Origin of the sequence: Streptomyces sp. NPDC096339 (assembly GCF_044762985.1) — a bacterium.
Lineage (GTDB): Bacteria > Actinomycetota > Actinomycetes > Streptomycetales > Streptomycetaceae > Streptomyces.
Genome location: NZ_JBIWFI010000002.1, coordinates 106662 through 123472, shown reverse-complemented (window position 1 = coordinate 123472; position 16811 = coordinate 106662). Strand labels below are relative to the sequence as shown.

Below are 16811 nucleotides of genomic sequence, written 5' to 3'. Positions count from 1 at the left end.
TCCAAGGAGGGGTCGGTGCTACGGGGGCGCAGTGCGTAGGCTCCTTACTTATGAGTAGCGCTGCTGACCCGCTGGCCGCACTGGCCGGGCTGCCGGGTGTCGCCGATTCCGTGGATTCCGTACGCAAGGCCGTGGACCGGGTCTACGGGCACCGCGTGATGCGCCGCCGGAGCGGAGAGATCACCTCGGAGGCCGCGCTGCGCGGCGCGCGCGCCAGTGCGGCGCTGTCCGGTGCCGACTGGGCGCTGGAGGAGGTGCGCCGCCGCACGGACTTCGGTTCGGAGCCGGAGGCCCACATGGTCGGCGCCGCGCTCCGGCTCACCGCCGAGGCGGGTCAGCTGCTGAGCATCTGGCGCCAGTCGCCGCTTCGGGTCCTGGCGCGGCTGCACCTGGTGGCGTCGGGGTCGACGGTGGACGGGGACGTCGTGGGGCGTCCGCGGCTGGCGGGCGAGCCGGTGGACGAGCCCCTGGTGGACCTGCCGCTGCCCGGCGCCGACGAGGTCGCGGGCCGGCTCGACGGACTGTCCCGCCTGGTCATCGCGGGCGGTTCCGCCCCGGCGCTGATCACGGCCGCGGTGGTGCACGGCGAGCTGCTGGCGCTGCGTCCCTTCGCCACGTACAACGGCCTGGTCGCGCGGGCGGCGGAGCGGATCGTCCTGATCAACAGCGGCCTGGACCCGAAGGCGATCTGCCCGGCCGAGGTCGGTCACGCGGAGCAGGGGCGCGAGGCGTACCTGGAGGCCTTCGCGGGGTACGTGTCCGGCACCGCCGAGGGGATGGCCGCCTGGATCGCCCACTGCGGGCGGGCGATCGAACTCGGTGTGCGCGAGTCGACGGCGGTCTGCGAGGCCCTTCAGCGGGGCGCGGCCTGAGGGTTCGGGGATTCCCAGCCGTCCGGCCCGCGGTTTTCCGCCCGGACACGGGTTGCGGCGACACCCGTACTGCTCTGGTGTCGCCGCTGGCATTTACGCCCAGTTACCAAGCGTCCTCGATGGTTGCCCATCAGGTCGGGAGCTTTGCCCGTTCCCTGGTGCGGCTGGCCCGTAATCGACGGGTCGACGTCGCGTGGGTGCTCGGCGTTCATGCTTCGGTCCGTGGGCCTTACTGCGTTTTAAAGATGATCCTCTCGGATGTTCTTTGGTCTCGCGGGCCGTTGCTTTATTTGTACTCCGGTTCGGTTCCATGCGAAACCCCTGGCTCCACTTTTTACTTTCCGGGGCGAGTTCGGGCGAACCGGACAGCCGGTATCGGTGCAGGTCAGGACATTCCCTTGGACGCGATGGCGGCCAAGGCGTTGGCGCGGCGCCGGCTCGCGTACCAGACCAGCCCGGCCGTGGCGGCCGCCGCCCCCACGGCGACCGCTGCGACGAGCGCGGGCCGCGCGGGCATGGACAGTCCGGGCAGCCGCTGCTTGAGCCGCACGGGCCGGTCGAAGACCAGGACGGGCCATTCGCGCGCCAGGGCCTCCTTGCGCAGGGCCCGGTCGGGGTTGACGGCGTGCGGATGCCCCACGGCCTCCAGCATCGGGATGTCGGTGACCGAGTCGCTGTACGCGTAGCAGCGGGCGAGGTCGTAGCCCTCGGACTCCGCCAGCTCGCGCACGGCTTCCGCCTTGGTGGGTCCGTACGCGTAGTACTCGATCTCACCCGTGAAACAGCCGTCCTCGCCCACGACCATGCGCGTGGCGACGACCCGGTCCGCGCCGAGCATCTCCCCGATCGGCTCGACCACTTCCGCGCCGGAGGTGGACACGATCACCACATCGCGGCCGGCGGTGTGATGGGCCTCGATGAGGGACGCCGCCTCGTCGTAGATGATCGGGTCGATGAGGTCGTGCAGGGCTTCCGCGACGATCTCCCGCACCTGCTGCACGTTCCACCCCTTGCAGAGGGCGGACAGGTATTCCCGCATCCGCTCCATCTGGTCGTGGTCGGCGCCGCCGGCCAGGAAGATGAACTGCGTGTATGCGGTGCGCAGCACTGCGCGGCGGTTGATCAGTCCGCCCTGGTAGAAGGACTTGCTGAACGTCAAGGTGCTCGACTTCGCAATGACCGTCTTGTCCAGGTCGAAGAAGGCTGCGGTACGAGGCGAGGAGTGCGGCAAGGGCTGATTTTCCACGCCCCGAGCATATGCGCCCACCATTCGGCGTAAGGTGTGGCGCGTGGGTTTGCCTGAGAAGGCTCTCGGGTACACCATGGAAGTCACGGATCGTTCGCGACCGTGCTAACCCGGTCTGGCTCCTCCCCCCCCGAGTCGGACCGTGGGGACGACCCCCGCTCTCCCCCCCGGCGGGGGTCGTCGCATGTCCGGAAGCGGTTCGCGTCCCTGCCTTCGGCCCCAAGTGACCATCTCCAGGCCCTTCCTCTTGTGCGGGGCCCTGCGTGTTGAAGGCCCTCACCACGTCAGACTCGTGACGGTGCGTAGTGGTTCCGCCGCGTTCCGGAACTCACCTGTGAGGGTGACCGGGTTATTCACAATCGGTCCGCTGTCCACAGTTTTCGAGCAAGATCCACTTCTTTTTCCCGATCGCTGCACGGTGATTCCAGCCGCGAAGTCCGCGGCGTACGGATTTGCAGGGAGAAGGGGGCGGAGATCGTGGCTCGATCGAAGTCGTGTGAATCGCGGTCGGGGGAGTCTGCCGGGGCGGAGGCGGCCGGCGGGCGACCGCTGATCATCACCGAGGATCCGCTGCTGCTCGACGACCTGCTGCGGCTGTGCGCCGCCGCGGGCGCCGAGCCGCACGTGTACCACGCGGTACCCGGGCACGGAGCCGGGAGCGGTGGGGGCAACGGGAGCGGTGTCGCCGTCGGTTGGGAATCCGCGCCGCTCGTGCTCGTCGGCGACGACGCGGCCCGCCGGGTGCGCGGGGCGCCACGCAGGGGAGGGGTGCTCCTCGTCGGCCGGGAGCTGGACGACCCGCTGGTGTGGCAGCGGGCCGTCGAGATCGGAGCGGAGGAGGTGCTGCGGCTCCCCGATGCCGAGAGCCGGCTCGTCGACCGCATCGCCGATGTGGTGGAAGGCGCCGGACGGCCCGCCCTCGCCGTCGGGGTGATCGGAGGCAGCGGCGGTGCCGGTGCCTCCACCCTCGCCTGCGCGCTCGCCCTGCGCGCCGCCCGCGCCGGGGAGCGGACCATCCTGATCGACGGGGACCCGCTGGGCGGGGGCATGGACGTCCTCCTCGGGGGCGAGGCGGCGGAAGGACTGCGCTGGCCGGACTTCGCGGGCTCGCGGGGGCGGGTCGGCGCCGGAGCCCTGGAGGAGTCCCTGCCCGAACTGCACGCCATGCGGGTGCTCAGCTGGGACCGCGGGGACCGGGTGGTGGTGCCGCCCGCCGCGATGCGGTCGGTGGTGGCCGCCGCCCGGCGCCGGGGCGGGGTCGTGGTGGTCGACCTCCCGCGCCGGGTGGACGAAGCCGTGGCCGAGGTGCTGGCCCAGCTCGATCTGGTGCTGATGGTGGTGCCGGGCGAGCTGCGGGCGGTGGCCGCGGCGGGCCGGGTGGCGGCCGGGGTGCGGATGGTGGCCCGGGACGTGCGCGTGGTCGTACGGGGCCGCTGCCCGGGCGGACTCGACGCGGAAGCCGTGGCCGGGCTGCTGGGGGCGCCGCTGGCCGGTGAGGTGCCGGTCGAGGTGGGGCTTCCCGGGCGGGTCGCCGAGGGGGAACCGCCGGGAGGGCAGGGGCGGGGCGCGCTGGCCCGCTTCTGCGACGGGTTCTGGCAGCGCGTGCTCGGCCCCGCCCAGGGGGTGGCGGCATGAGCGCGGTCCTGCTGGAGGCGGTGCGCAGGCGGCTCGCCGAGAGCGGGGCGGAGCCGACCCCGGCCCGGGTGGCGGCCGCCCTGCGGGCCCAGGGGAGGCTGCTCGGTGATGCGGAAGTGCTGGGGGCGGCCGCCGAGTTGCGGTCCGAGCTGGTCGGAGCCGGCCCGCTGGAGGCACTGCTCGCCGATCCCGGGGTCACCGACGTGCTGGTGGCGGCGCCCGACCGGGTGTGGGTGGACCGCGGTGGCGGGCTGGAACTGACCGGGGTGACCTTCGCCGACGCACAGGCCGTGCGCAGGCTCGCCCAGCGGCTCGCCGCCGTCGCCGGGCGGCGCCTGGACGACGCCCGGCCCTGGGTGGACGCCCGGATGCCGGACGGGACCCGGCTGCATGCCGTCCTGCCCCCGGTCGCGGTCGGGTCGGCCTGCCTCTCGCTGCGGGTGGTGCGGCCCCGCGCCTTCACGCTGGAGGAACTCGTGGCGGCGGGGACGCTGCCGCCCGGAGGGCACCGGCTGCTCCGGGCGATCATCGAGGCCAGGCTGTCGTTCCTCGTCTCCGGCGGCACGGGGACCGGCAAGACCACCTTGCTCAGCGCCCTGTTGGGACTGGTCGGCCCGGGTGAGCGGATCGTGCTGGCCGAGGATTCGGCCGAGCTGCGCCCCGACCATCCGCATGTGGTGAGGCTGGAGACCCGCCCGGCCAACCAGGAGGGCGCCGGCCTGGTCACCCTGGCGGATCTGGTCCGGCAGGCGCTGCGGATGCGCCCCGACCGGCTCGTGGTCGGTGAGGTCCGGGGCGCCGAAGTCGCCGACCTCCTGGCCGCGTTGAACACCGGCCACGAAGGAGGGTGCGGCACGGTCCATGCGAACGCCGCCGCGCACGTCCCGGCCCGCCTGGAGGCCCTCGGTACGGCTGCCGGACTCGACCGGGCCGCCCTGCACAGCCAGTTGGCGGCCGCGCTGACCCTGGTGGTCCACCTGGCCCGGGACCGGGCGGGGCGGCGCCGGGTCGCCGAGGTGCACGTGCTGGAGCGGGATGCCGCCGGGCTGGTGGTGACCGTACCGGCGCTGCGCTGGGCCGCGCGCGGCTTCGTACGGGAGCGGGGCTGGGAGCGGCTCGGTCCCCTGCTGCGGGGTGCGCGATGAGCGCCTGGGTCGGGGCGGTGCCCGGGCTGCCGGTACCGGTGTTCGCCGGGGTGCTGTGCGCGGGTGCGGCCGCCTGGGTGCTGGCCGGGGGTGACCGGGTCTCCCGGCGGGCCCGGCTGGTGCTCGCGGGAGACGGGCCGGTGGTCGCGGGCGGGCCGGTGCGCCCGGAGCGGTGGCTGCCGGCAGTACGGGTCCGGGCGGTGCGCCGGCCGGAGTGGGCCTGCCTCGGGGCCGGGCTGCTGGTCGCGCTGCTCGGCGGATCGGTGGTCCCGCTGCTGGCGGGAGCGGCTGCGGTGCCGCTGGTGCGGCGGTGGCTGCGCACTCGCGCCAGGGAGCGGGCCCGGGCGGCCCGGGCCGCCGAGGTGGCGGAGCTGTGCGGGGCGGTGGTGGGGGAGCTGCGGGCCGGCTCCCAGCCCGGGCAGGCGCTGACGGCGGCGATACGACGGACGGTGGCGGGCCCCGGCGGGCCGGGTGCGGCGGAGGCGGGAGTGCTGGCCGCCGCGGCCTTCGGCGGGGACGTGCCCGGGGCGCTGCGCCAGGCGGCACGTGAGTCCGGGGCGGAGGGGCTGGCCGGGATGGCGGCCTGCTGGCGGGTCTCGGTGGACGGCGGTGCGGGACTGGCCGCGGGGCTGGACCGGCTGGAGGGGGCCCTGCGCGCCGAGCGGGACCGCGAGGAGTCCCTGCGGGCCCAGCTGGCGGGGGCGCGGTCGACGGCGGTCGTGCTGGCCCTGCTGCCGCTCGTGGGGCTGCTCATCGGCACCGGGCTGGGTGCGGATCCGCTGCGCGTGCTGCTGCACACCCCGGTGGGGTGGGGCTGTCTGCTGGCGGGCGGGGTGCTGGAGGCGCTGGGGCTGCTGTGGTGCCGGCGGATCGTACGGACGGGGGAGCGGTGATGGGCGGCTTCGTGGTCCACAGGCTGGGGACGACGCTGTGCCTGGGGCTGGTGGCCCTGTGCGTGCTGTCCGCGGTGGTGGCGGGCATGAAGGCACGGGCCGCCCGGCGCAGGATCGCGGTCCTGCTGGGGGCCGCGCCCGGTCCCCGCGGGCGGGCGGCGCCCTTGCGGATACGGCGCGCGGCGGGCTGGGCCGGGCCCGCCGGGGCGCTGCTGGCGGGCTGGGTGCTCGTCGGCGGGGTGGCGGGGGTGGCCGTGGGTGCCTTGGCCGCCTTCGGGGTGCGGCGCTGGTCGGCCCGGGCGCGGCCGCCGGGCGGGGTCGATCCACGGGAGGCGGAGCGTCAGCTCCCGTTCGCCGCAGACCTGTTGGCCGCGTGTCTGGCGGCCGGCGCCGGCCCGGTGGAGGCGGCGGAAGTGGTGGGGGAGTCACTGGGCGGCCCGTTGGGCGAGCGGCTGGCGAGGGCTGGTGCCGAGCTGAGGCTGGGCGGCGAACCGGGCGCGGGGTGGGGGAGGTTGGCGGAGATACCGGGAGCCCGGCCGCTCGCGGACTGCCTGGAGCGGGCCGCCCGTACGGGTGCGCCCGCGGCGGAGCCGGTCTCCCGCCTCGCCTCGCACCTGAGGGCGGACCGGGCCCGGCGGGCGGGAGCCCGTGTGCAGCGGGCGGCGGTTCTCGTCACCGCGCCGGTGGGGCTGTGTTTCCTCCCCGCATTTCTCGCGGTCGGGGTCGCACCGGTGGTGATCGGAATGGCCTCGGGTCTTCTCTCGAACAACTGACGTCACGTTAATCACGCACATCAACAAGGGAAAACAACAGGAGGTTGCCATGAAGATCATCTGGTTTCGTGTGCGGACGGCGCTGAGCGGTCGCCGGAGCGATGCGGGGATGTCCACTTCCGAATACGCCATGGGCACCATCGCGGCCTGTGCGTTCGCCGCGGTGCTGTACAAGGTCGTGACGAGTGAAGTCGTCTCCACGGCCCTTCAGTCGACGATCGGGAAGGCGCTCGATGTGCCGTTCTGAGCGGGAATCCGGGGCACGTCGCGAAATGGGGGACCGCGGATATGTGACCGCGGAGGCCGCCCTGGTGATCCCGGCCCTGGTGCTGTTCGCGGCGCTGCTGGTGTGGGCGCTGATGGCGGCCGCAGCACAGATCCGCTGCGTGGACGCCGCCAGGGCCGGCGCTCGGGCGGCGGCCCGGTCCGAGCCCGCCGACGTCGCGGTGGCGGCTGCCCGGGCGGCCGCCCCTGCGGGGGCCGAGGTGGGTCTGGAGCGGGTGGGCGACCTCTGGAGGGTCCGGGTCGAAGCGCGGGCGCCGGGGCCGGGCTCCCTGCCGGTGCGGCTGGGCGCGCAGGCGGTGGCCCTGGCGGAGGACAGCGTGGGGCCGCCGCCGTGAGCCGGGACCGGGGTTCGGCCACGGTGTGGGCGGTGCTGGTGGTGACGGTGCTGGGTGCGGTGTTCGGCGGGGTGCTGCTGCTGGGCCAGGCCGTCGTGGCGCGCCACCGGGCGGCTGCGGCCGCGGACCTGGCGGCCCTCGCGGCGGCGGCCGGCTGGGCCCACGGTCCGGCGACCGCCTGCGCGGCGGCGGCGAGGGTGGCCGGGGCGCAGGGGGCACGGCTGTCCGGGTGCGTCCTGGAGGGTGAGGTCGCGGAGGTCACCGCCCGCGTGGCGGCAGGCCCCTTCGACCCCGCGATCCGGGCCCGCGCCGGCCCCGCCCCGGAGCCACCGCGGAACCCGGGGCCGTAGGCCCAGCCCCAGCCGGCGGGGCCGTAGGCGCCGCCCCAGCCGCCCCTTGTGCCCCGGGCCGGTACAAACCCGCCCCAGCCGCCCGCGTGCCTCGGGCCGGTCAGCGCGCCGCCCCAGCCGCCCGCGTGCCCCGGGTCGGTATGCGCGCCGGGCCCTGTACGGGTCCTGGTACCGGGGCACGGGTCTGCGGCCCTGATACGGCCCGGCATACGCCCTGGCCCGCGCCTCGGGACGGCCCCGGTGGGATCGGTCAGGGGGCGGCGGGTGGGGTGGTGGGGGCCCCGGACAGGAGGCGGGTCAGGAGGCGGATGGCGCCGCGCTTGTGGAGGGGGTCGTTGCCGTTGCCGCACTTGGGGGACTGGATGCAGGACGGGCAGCCGGCCTCGCACTCGCAGGCGGCGATGGCGTCGCGGGTCGCCGTCAGCCAGGCGCGGGCCGTGTGGAAGGCCCGCTCCGCGAAGCCGGCGCCGCCGGGGTGGCCGTCGTACACGAAGACCGTCGGGAGGAGGGTGTCGGGATGCAGCGGCACGGAGACGCCGCCGATGTCCCAGCGGTCGCAGGTGGCGAACAGCGGGAGCAGGCCGATGGAGGCGTGCTCGGCGGCGTGCAGGGCGCCGCCGAGGATCTCCGGATTGATCCGGGCCTCGTCGAGCTGGTCCTCGGTGACCGTCCACCACACGGCCCTGGTGCGCAGGGTGCGGGGCGGAAGGTCGAGCTTGGACTCGCCCAGCACCTCGCCGGTGATCAGTTTGCGCCGCAGATAGGAGACGACCTGGTTGGTGACCTCGACCGAGCCGTAGCAGAGCCGCCCCGATCCCCAGGGGACCTCGGTCTCGGTCTCCAGGACCGAGATGGAGGTGGTGTCGCGGGCGGTGGTGGAGAAGGGCGGGTCCGCCTCTTCGACGAGGGCCGCCGAATCCTCCAGGTCCAGGTGTTTCACGAGGTACGTGCGGCCCTGGTGGAGGTGAACGGCCCCGTCGTGGACGGCGGTGTGCGCGGCCGACTCGTCGACCGTGCCCAGCAGCCGCCCGGTCGAGGCCTCGACGATCTGCACCGGGCGGCCGCCGCCGCCCCGGATGTCGGTCAGGTCCGAGGCCCGCTCCCGCCGGGTCCAGTGCCAGGCCGTGGCCCGCCGGCGCAGCAGCTTCGCCGCTTCGAGCTGGGGCAGGAGTTCCCCGGTCGCCGGGCCGAAGAGCTCCAGGTCGGGCTCGGTCAGCGGGAGCTCCGCCGCCGCCGCGCACAGGTGCGGGGCGAGGACGTACGGGTTGTCCGGGTCCAGGACGGTGGCTTCCACCGGTTGGCGGAACAGGGCCTCGGGATGGTGGACGAGGTAGGTGTCCAGCGGGTCGTCTCGGGCGATCAGGACGGCCAGGGCGCCGTGCCCCGAGCGCCCGGCCCGGCCGGCCTGCTGCCACAGGGAGGCCCGGGTGCCCGGGTAGCCCGTGATCAGGACGGCGTCCAGGCCGGAGACGTCCACGCCGAGCTCCAGGGCGGTCGTGGCGGCGAGGCCCAGCAGCTCGCCGGAGTGCAGGGCGCGCTCCAGGGCCCGGCGCTCCTCCGGCAGGTATCCGCCGCGGTAGGCGGCAACCCGCCGCGGCAGGGAGCGGTCCCCCGCGGCGTCAGCCGCTGATGTCATCGACGTGAGGCGCTCCTTGGTGATCACTGAGATCAGCTCGGCGCCGCGCCGGGAGCGCACGAAGGCGACCGTACGGACCCCCTGGACGACCAGGTCGGTCAGCAGGTCGGCGGTCTCGGCCGTGGCCGTACGGCGTACGGGAGCGCCCTTCTCGCCCCGCAGCTCGGTGAGGAGCGGCGGCTCCCACAGGGCGAAGACCACCTCGCCGCGGGGAGAGGCGTCGTCGGTGATCTCGATCATCGGCACGCCGGTCAGTCGGGTCGCGGCGGTCGCCGGGTCGCTGGAGGTGGCGGAGGCCAGCAGGAAGACCGGTTCGGAGCCGTAGCGGGCGCACAGCCGCCGCAGCCGGCGCAGCACCTGCGCCACGTGGGAGCCGAAGACCCCGCGGTAGGTGTGGCACTCGTCGATCACCACGTAGCGCAGGGCCCGCAGGAAGGAGGACCAGCGGGGGTGGGCCGGGAGGATCCCCCGATGGAGCATGTCGGGGTTGGTCAGCACGTAGTTGGCGTACTGACGCACCCATTCGCGTTCCTCGACGGGCGTGTCCCCGTCGTAGACGGCGGGTCGGACGGCATTGCCGAGCGGGGCCGCCAGTTCCCGTACGGCCCGCCGCTGGTCGGCCGCCAAGGCTTTGGTGGGGGCCAGGTACAGGGCCGTCGCGCCCCGCCCGTTCGGGGCCTCGGCGCCGTCCGCCAGCGCCGAGAGCAGGGGCGCGAGGTACGCGAGGGACTTGCCCGAGGCGGTGCCGGTGGCGACGACCACCGATCGGCCGTCGAGGGCGTGCTCGGCGGCCGCGGCCTGGTGTTCATACGGGTGGTCGATCCCGGCGGCCTGGATCGCGGCTACTACATCCGTTCGGATGCGGTCGGGCCAGACGGCATGACGGCCCTCCCGAGGGGGCAAGTGCTCCGTATGGGTGATGCGCGCAGCCCGGGAAGGCCCCCGGGACAAGCGGTCGAGGACCGCGCCGGGGGTGGGTCGGGGGTCCGCGGGTGGCGTGGGCCGCCTGGGACGGTGAGTATTGGCCATTGGAACCGAGTGTGTCACCGGCGTGCGGGACAATGGTCCGAAGGCGTCGTGCGCGCCTGCCGGTAAGTGATTGAATGCCATCGCGGCAGCCGATCCCTCACCTACCTTCGGGTGGGGAGGCCCCCGGGGGGCGCCGCTCGATAGCAAGGTGCTGGAGGATCCGTGGACCTGTCCCTGTCGACTCGCACTGTCGGCGACCGTACGGTCGTGGCGGTCGGTGGCGAGATTGATGTGTATACCGCGCCCAAGCTGCGCGAGCAGTTGGTCGAGTTGGTGAACGACGGCAGCTATCACCTGGTTGTCGACATGGAGGGAGTGGACTTCCTCGACTCCACCGGACTCGGTGTGCTCGTGGGAGGCCTCAAGCGCGTCCGCGCGCACGAGGGTTCGCTCCGTCTGGTGTGCAACCAGGAGCGCATCCTGAAGATCTTCCGCATCACCGGTCTGACCAAGGTGTTCCCGATCCACACCACTGTGGAAGACGCCGTCAACGCCACCGACTGACGGCTCCGGGCCGCCCGTGGGACGCCCTGGGGCGCCCCACGGGCAGCGAGGAGCCGACGAGGAGAACGGGGGTACCGGGCCACGGTCGGCCCGGCCCCTGTCAAGGCACGCCCGTAGTCCGAGGGGGACGCGCATGGCCACCGTTGAACTGCGCTTCAGCGCCCAGCCCGAACACGTCCGGACGGCCCGCCTGGTCGCGGCCGCCGTGGCACGCCGGGCCGGCGTGGAGGAAGCCGTCCTCGACGAGGTCCGCCTCGCCGTGGGCGAGGCCTGCTCGCGCGCCGTCGGACTCCACCGCAGCAACGGGCTGACCGCGCCCGTCCGGGTCGTGCTGACCGAGGAGGAGAAGGTGTTCTCCATCGAGGTCGGCGACGAGGTCCCCGGACCGGGCGGCGGCCCGGACTCCGCCGTGCCCGGTCTTGAGGCCGCCCTGGACTCCGACGGCGACGGCGAGGACGAGATGGGTCTCGCCGTGATCAGCGGGCTCGTCGACGACGTCGAGGTGACCACCGGGGAGTCGGGCGGCACGATCCGGATGAGCTGGCCCGTGTCCGGTTCACCTGATCTTCCCTAGATCCACGGAAGACCGGGACACATTCGGTCCTATCTTCCGATCTTTATCAAGGCCCTGCTGAGCAGGGCCTTTTTCGTTTCCCTGGATCAATGACCAGGCGTCAATGGCTTTGCCCCATTACCGCTTTCGAGGGTATTGGAGTGACGCGATCTATTGGTGAGGAGCAAGAGAACGCCAATTCCGTTTGCTGCGTACTGTTTTGATCGGGGCGCGCTCCCTACAATCCGTCCACATCTTGAGCTCATCACGTCAAGGAGGACGAATGACGGGGCTCTTCACCCCCATTGCGCCGGATCACACGATCGATCTGGCATCCGCGGTACTCACCGATGACAATCGGCTCATCGTGATCGTCATTGCGGTCGTGGCACTCGCCGCACTCGTCGTCGCGCAGATCCTGGTCCGCCAGGTGCTCGCCGCCGACGAGGGAACCGACAGCATGAAGAAGATCGCCGCCGCCGTCCAGGAAGGCGCCAACGCCTACCTCGGCCGTCAGCTGCGCACCCTCGGCATCTTCGCCGTCGTCGTGTTCTTCCTGCTCTTCCTGCTGCCCGCCGACACCTGGTCGCAGCGCGCGGGACGATCCGCCTTCTTCCTCGTGGGCGCACTCTTCTCGGCCGCCACCGGCTACATCGGCATGCGGCTCGCGGTCCGCGCCAACGTCCGCGTCGCCGCGGCCGCCCGCGAGGCCACCCCCGCCGAGGGAGAGCCCGCCAGAGACCTGACCGAGGTCTCCCACAAGGCGATGAAGATCGCCTTCCGCACGGGCGGCGTCGTCGGCATGTTCACCGTCGGCCTCGGCCTCCTCGGCGCCTCCTGCGTCGTCCTGGTCTACGCCGCCGACGCACCCAAGGTGCTGGAGGGCTTCGGCCTCGGAGCCGCCCTGATCGCGATGTTCATGCGCGTGGGCGGCGGCATCTTCACCAAGGCCGCCGACGTCGGCGCCGACCTTGTCGGCAAGGTCGAACAGGGCATTCCGGAGGACGACCCGCGCAATGCCGCGACCATCGCCGACAACGTGGGCGACAACGTCGGCGACTGCGCCGGAATGGCCGCCGACCTCTTCGAGTCGTACGCCGTCACCCTCGTGGCCGCACTCATCCTCGGCAAGGCGGCCTTCGGCGACCTGGGCCTGGCCTTTCCGCTGATCGTCCCCGCCATCGGCGTGATCACGGCCATGATCGGCATCTTCGCCGTCTCCCCGCGCCGCAGCGACCGCAGCGGCATGACCGCCATCAACCGCGGGTTCTTCATCTCCGCGGTGATCTCCCTGGTGCTCGTCGGGATCGCCGTCTTCGCGTACCTGCCGGGCAGCTACAAGGACCTCGTCGGCGTCGACAACGCCGCGATCACCAACCACTCCGGTGACCCGCGCGTCCTGGCCCTCGTCGCCGTCGCGATCGGCATCGTGCTCGCCGCGCTCATCCAGCAGCTCACCGGCTACTTCACCGAGACCAACCGCCGTCCCGTCCGGGACATCGGCAAGTCCTCCCTCACCGGCGCGGCCACCGTCGTCCTCGCCGGCATCTCCGTCGGTCTGGAGTCCGCCGTCTACACGGCGCTGCTCATCGGCCTCGGCGTCTACGGGGCGTTCCTGCTCGGCGGCACCTCGATCATGCTCGCGCTGTTCGCGGTGGCCCTGGCCGGCACCGGCCTGCTCACCACCGTCGGCGTCATCGTCGCCATGGACACCTTCGGGCCCGTCTCCGACAACGCCCAGGGCATCGCCGAGATGTCCGGGGACGTCGAGGGTGCCGGCGCGCAGGTCCTGACCGACCTGGACGCCGTCGGCAACACCACCAAGGCCATCACCAAGGGCATCGCCATCGCCACCGCCGTGCTCGCCGCGGCCGCGCTCTTCGGCTCGTACAACGACGCCATCGCCACCGCGGTCAAGGAAGTCGGCGCGAAGGCCGGGGAGATGAACCTCAGCCTGGACATCGCCCAGCCCAACAACCTCGTCGGGCTGATCCTGGGCGCGGCCGTCGTGTTCCTGTTCTCCGGCCTCGCCATCAACGCGGTCTCCCGCTCCGCGGGTTCGGTGGTCTACGAGGTGCGCCGCCAGTTCCGCGAGCACCCCGGGATCATGGACTACAGCGAGAAGCCCGAGTACGGGCGCGTCGTCGACATCTGCACCAAGGACGCGCTGCGCGAGCTCGCCACGCCCGGCCTCCTCGCCGTCCTCACCCCGATCGCGGTGGGCTTCACCCTCGGCGTCGGCGCGCTCGGCTCCTTCCTCGCCGGGGCCATCGGCACGGGCACCCTGATGGCGGTCTTCCTCGCCAACTCCGGCGGTGCGTGGGACAACGCGAAGAAGCTCGTCGAGGACGGCCACCACGGCGGCAAGGGCAGCGAGGCCCACGAGGCCGTCGTCATCGGCGACACCGTCGGCGACCCGTTCAAGGACACCGCGGGCCCCGCGATCAACCCGCTGCTCAAGGTCATGAACCTGGTGGCGCTGCTGATCGCCCCCGCCGTCGTCCAGTTCAGCTTCGGCGAGGACACCAGCGCCGTCGTCCGGGCGATCGTCGCGGTCCTCGCGATCGGCGTCATCGTCGCCGCCGTGTACGTGTCCAAGCGCCGCGGCATCGCGGTGGGCGAGGACGGCGAAGGCGGAGCCGCCGAGCGGGTGGCCCAGTCGGCCGACCCGGCGACGGTCTCCTGACCTTCTCGCCACGAGCGGTACGGGCGGAGCCGGGCAGGGCCGGCGGTACGTCCGAACGGCGGACGGGCGGCGCGGACTGACGCGCCGTCCGTCCGCCTTTGTGTGTCCCCGGATGGGAGCCGTGTATCTTCCGGGCCGAGAGCCTTCGAAGGGACCAATCCGGTGAACAAGAAGCTTGCGGCCGCGTTGTCGGGCGGTGCTGTGCTGATGCTCGTCCTGTCCGGCTGCGGCGGGGACGACAGCGACGCGAAGGGCAACGCCTGGGCCAAGAAGGTCTGTGACCAGTGGTCGCCCGAGCTCAAGAAGATCGAGACCGCCAACGCCGACATCAAGCGGGTGGCGACGGAGAGCAGCAAGCCCGAGGACGTCCAGAAGACGGACTCGGCCGCCTTCGCGACGATGTCCGAGTCGTACAAGACGATGGGCAACGCACTGCAGAGCGCAGGGGTTCCGCCGGTCAAGGACGGCCAGAAGACCCTGGACGCGGCGGTCAAGGGCTTCCAGTCGACCGCCACGGGCTACGCCGATCTGAAGACCAAGATGGACGCCCTCGACCCCAAGGACCAGACCAAGTTCGCCGAGGGCCTGAAGGAACTCGCGGGCGGTCTGGAGGAGGCCACCAAGGGCGGCAAGGACGCCCTCGACCAGCTGAAGGCGGGTGGCCTGGACAAGTCGATGAACGGCCAGAAGGGCTGCCAGGTCACGGCGCCGTCGCCCAAGTAGCGCTGTAGGCCGGCCGGCCGTCGGTACGCGGTCGGTACGCGGCGCCCGGCTGCCGGCGGTCGGAAGTGGCCGGTACGTCGGCGAGCGGCCGGTGGTCGGCCAGGGCGGTCGGGTCCCGGAAGGGGTCCGGCCGCCCTGCCGTTCGTACGCCCGGACGCGCGCGGTCCGGCGCGCCGCCCGGGACGTTCGCCCGCGCGGCGCACGGATTGTCGCCGCCGGCGGCCACAATGGACGGGTGAGTACCACCAGCCTCCCCACGCCCGAACGCGCCGCCGAGCTGCGCACCGCCCTGCTCGCCGCCGGCTTCACCGCCGACGGGCTGCTCGACCTGCTCGGCGCGCCCGCCTACGCCGCGCTCGCCCGCAGCGAGACGGTCCCCGCCCTGCGCGCCACGCGGAGCGGCGGCGTGGGCCCGCTGCCGAGCCTGGTGCGGCTGTTCCTGCTCCAGGAGCCCGTGGCGTACGCGCACGCCGCGGCGGCCCTGCCCGTGGAGGCGGCCCTGGCCGACGGCTGGCTTCGGCGTGAGGAGGCCGCCGAAGGCGAGGACACGGTACGGGCGACCGTGGACGTGCGCCCGTACGGCGGCCCTGACGGCGAGGACTGGTTCATCGTCTCCGACCTCGGCTGCGCCGTCGGCGGGGCCGGCGGGATCGGCAGCCGCGAGGAGGGCGTCGTCCTCGGGGTGGGCGGTGCCTCCACGACCCTCGCCGGGATCACCGTCCGCATCCCGGTCGGCTCGGCGCTCGACCTCGGCACCGGTTCGGGCATCCAGGCACTGCACGCGGCCCAGCACGCCACCCGGGTCACCGCCACCGACGTCAACCCCCGGGCCCTGGAATTCACCCGGTTGACGCTGGCGCTGTCCGGGGCGCCGGAGGCCGAACTGCTCACCGGCTCCCTCTTCGAGCCGGTCGGCGCGGCCACCTACGACCTGATCGTGTCGAACCCGCCCTTCGTGATCTCCCCCGGGGCCCGGCTCACGTACCGGGACGGCGGCATGGGCGGCGACGACCTGTGCCGGACCCTGGTCCAGGAAGCCGGCGCGCACCTCAACCCCGGCGGGTACGCGCAGTTCCTCGGCAACTGGCAGCACGTGGAGGGCGAGGAGTGGCACGACCGGGTCCGCGCCTGGGTGCCGCGCGGCTGCGATGCCTGGATCGTGCAGCGTGACGTACAGGACGTGACGCAGTACGCGGAGCTGTGGCTGCGCGACGCGGGAGACCACCGCACGGACCCCGCCGAGTACGCGCGGCGCTACGAGGACTGGCTCGACGAGTTCGAGGCCCGCAAGACCAAGGCCGTCGGCTTCGGCTGGATCACCCTGCGCCGGACGGACGCGGCCGAGCCCTCGATCGTGGTCGAAGAATGGCCGCATTCGGTGGAGCAGCCGCTCGGCGAGGCCGTCCTGGCCCACTTCGCCCGCCAGGACTACCTGCGCGAACACGACGACGCGGCCCTGCTGGAGGGCCGTTTCGTGCTGGCCGCCGAGGTGGTCCAGGAGCAGGTGGGGGCGCCGGGAGCGGAGGATCCGGAACACGTGGTGCTCCGGCAGAACCGCGGGATGCGGCGCGCGACCAAGGTCGACACGGTCGGCGCGGGCTTCGCCGGAGTGTGTGACGGCTCACTGAGCGCGGGCCGGATCCTCGACGCGATCGCGCAGCTGATGCAGGAGGACCCGGTCGTGCTCCGGGACCGTACGCCGGAGGCGATCCGGATGCTGGTCGAGCAGGGCTTCCTGGAGCCCGTGGCGGGCGCCGGGCAGTAGCCGCGGCCGGGAGCGGAACCTGAATGTCACCCTGGGTTCGCCTGGTGTACTCCGAGGGCTGAAAGGGTTCTGCTCAGCGGGATCCGGGGGGGTCCCGAGAGCGGTCCGGGGGATGGGGGAAACAGCATGGACACCGGTCCTGCGATCTTCGCGGCGACCGTGTTCCTGCTGTTCGGAGCCGCTCTGCTGACCTGGACGGGGGCGCGCGTGCTGAAGGGCGCGCCGGTGGCCGAGGGCGTGCGCCCCGTCCTGGCAGTACCACTGTCACTGCTCGGCGGCGGGGTCTCGCTCGCCCTCGGAGCGTGGTGCCTCGCGCGGGTCTGACGCGGGGCGGACGGCGGCAAGGGTCCGCCGGTCAGAGCACACGCCGCGCCGCACGCG

Annotated in this window: 16 protein-coding genes; 14 read left to right on the top strand and 2 right to left on the bottom strand. The window is 73.2% G+C overall.

Annotated elements, in window-relative coordinates; translation table 11 throughout:
• Positions 1-50 precede the first annotated feature (50 nt).
• On the top strand, positions 51-872 hold the full coding sequence (locus ACIQ5Y_RS03870; protein ID WP_403874689.1) for an oxidoreductase: 822 nt from the start codon (positions 51-53) through the stop codon (positions 870-872).
• A 385-nt stretch (positions 873-1257) separates the two neighbouring features.
• On the opposite strand, the gene ACIQ5Y_RS03865 is transcribed toward ACIQ5Y_RS03870, so the two are convergent.
• Complete coding sequence (locus ACIQ5Y_RS03865; RefSeq protein WP_403874688.1) at positions 1258-2142, bottom strand: HAD family hydrolase; 885 nt, start codon at positions 2140-2142, stop codon at positions 1258-1260.
• A 453-nt stretch (positions 2143-2595) separates the two neighbouring features.
• Between ACIQ5Y_RS03865 and ssd the strand changes: the two genes are divergently transcribed.
• From ssd to ACIQ5Y_RS03830, 7 genes are read left to right on the top strand one after another with little or no spacing between them, the layout of a single operon-like run.
• Positions 2596-3753, top strand: a complete 1158-nt coding sequence (ssd, locus tag ACIQ5Y_RS03860; RefSeq protein ID WP_403874686.1) for a septum site-determining protein Ssd — start codon at positions 2596-2598, stop codon at positions 3751-3753.
• The gene (locus ACIQ5Y_RS03855) at positions 3750-4898 is read left to right on the top strand and encodes a TadA family conjugal transfer-associated ATPase (RefSeq protein ID WP_403874684.1); all 1149 of its coding nucleotides are present in this window, start codon (positions 3750-3752) and stop codon (positions 4896-4898) included. Before ssd ends, ACIQ5Y_RS03855 begins: the two co-directional genes overlap by 4 nt.
• Positions 4895-5791 carry a type II secretion system F family protein gene (locus tag ACIQ5Y_RS03850; protein WP_403874682.1) on the top strand — a complete coding sequence of 299 codons (897 nt, stop codon included), beginning with the start codon at positions 4895-4897 and terminating at the stop codon, positions 5789-5791. The genes ACIQ5Y_RS03855 and ACIQ5Y_RS03850 overlap by 4 nt, the downstream gene beginning before the upstream one ends.
• Positions 5791-6564 carry a type II secretion system F family protein gene (locus tag ACIQ5Y_RS03845; protein WP_403874681.1) on the top strand — a complete coding sequence of 258 codons (774 nt, stop codon included), beginning with the start codon at positions 5791-5793 and terminating at the stop codon, positions 6562-6564. Before ACIQ5Y_RS03850 ends, ACIQ5Y_RS03845 begins: the two co-directional genes overlap by 1 nt.
• Positions 6565-6613: 49 nt before the next feature.
• Positions 6614-6811: a DUF4244 domain-containing protein gene (locus tag ACIQ5Y_RS03840; protein ID WP_403874679.1), complete on the top strand. Its 198-nt coding sequence runs from the start codon at positions 6614-6616 to the stop codon at positions 6809-6811.
• A gap of 25 nt (positions 6812-6836) precedes the next feature.
• On the top strand, positions 6837-7184 hold the full coding sequence (locus tag ACIQ5Y_RS03835) for a TadE family type IV pilus minor pilin (protein ID WP_403874678.1): 348 nt from the start codon (positions 6837-6839) through the stop codon (positions 7182-7184).
• Positions 7181-7534, top strand: coding sequence for an Rv3654c family TadE-like protein (locus ACIQ5Y_RS03830; RefSeq protein WP_403874676.1), 354 nt, complete (start codon positions 7181-7183; stop codon positions 7532-7534). Before ACIQ5Y_RS03835 ends, ACIQ5Y_RS03830 begins: the two co-directional genes overlap by 4 nt.
• A gap of 250 nt (positions 7535-7784) precedes the next feature.
• On the opposite strand, the gene ACIQ5Y_RS03825 is transcribed toward ACIQ5Y_RS03830, so the two are convergent.
• Positions 7785-10280 carry a DEAD/DEAH box helicase gene (locus ACIQ5Y_RS03825; protein WP_403874674.1) on the bottom strand — a complete coding sequence of 832 codons (2496 nt, stop codon included), beginning with the start codon at positions 10278-10280 and terminating at the stop codon, positions 7785-7787.
• An 81-nt stretch (positions 10281-10361) separates the two neighbouring features.
• Between ACIQ5Y_RS03825 and bldG the strand changes: the two genes are divergently transcribed.
• The 6 genes from bldG (at position 10362) to ACIQ5Y_RS03795 (ending at position 16754) form a co-directional block, all read left to right on the top strand.
• A complete protein-coding gene (gene bldG / locus ACIQ5Y_RS03820) occupies positions 10362-10703 on the top strand; it encodes an anti-sigma factor antagonist BldG (protein WP_030199598.1) in 342 nt (113 codons plus the stop codon).
• 133 nt (positions 10704-10836) lie between these two features.
• Positions 10837-11277 (top strand): ATP-binding protein, encoded by a 441-nt coding sequence (locus ACIQ5Y_RS03815; RefSeq protein ID WP_403874672.1) that lies wholly within the window; start codon positions 10837-10839, stop codon positions 11275-11277.
• Between the two features lie 262 nt (positions 11278-11539).
• A complete protein-coding gene (locus ACIQ5Y_RS03810) occupies positions 11540-13942 on the top strand; it encodes a sodium-translocating pyrophosphatase (protein ID WP_403874670.1) in 2403 nt (800 codons plus the stop codon).
• A 162-nt stretch (positions 13943-14104) separates the two neighbouring features.
• Positions 14105-14665: a small secreted protein gene (locus tag ACIQ5Y_RS03805; RefSeq protein WP_403874668.1), complete on the top strand. Its 561-nt coding sequence runs from the start codon at positions 14105-14107 to the stop codon at positions 14663-14665.
• Positions 14666-14900: 235 nt separating this feature from the next.
• Positions 14901-16430, top strand: coding sequence for a methyltransferase (locus ACIQ5Y_RS03800; RefSeq protein ID WP_403874666.1), 1530 nt, complete (start codon positions 14901-14903; stop codon positions 16428-16430).
• A gap of 126 nt (positions 16431-16556) precedes the next feature.
• Positions 16557-16754 (top strand): hypothetical protein, encoded by a 198-nt coding sequence (locus tag ACIQ5Y_RS03795; protein ID WP_403874663.1) that lies wholly within the window; start codon positions 16557-16559, stop codon positions 16752-16754.
• Positions 16755-16811: the final 57 nt, after the last annotated feature.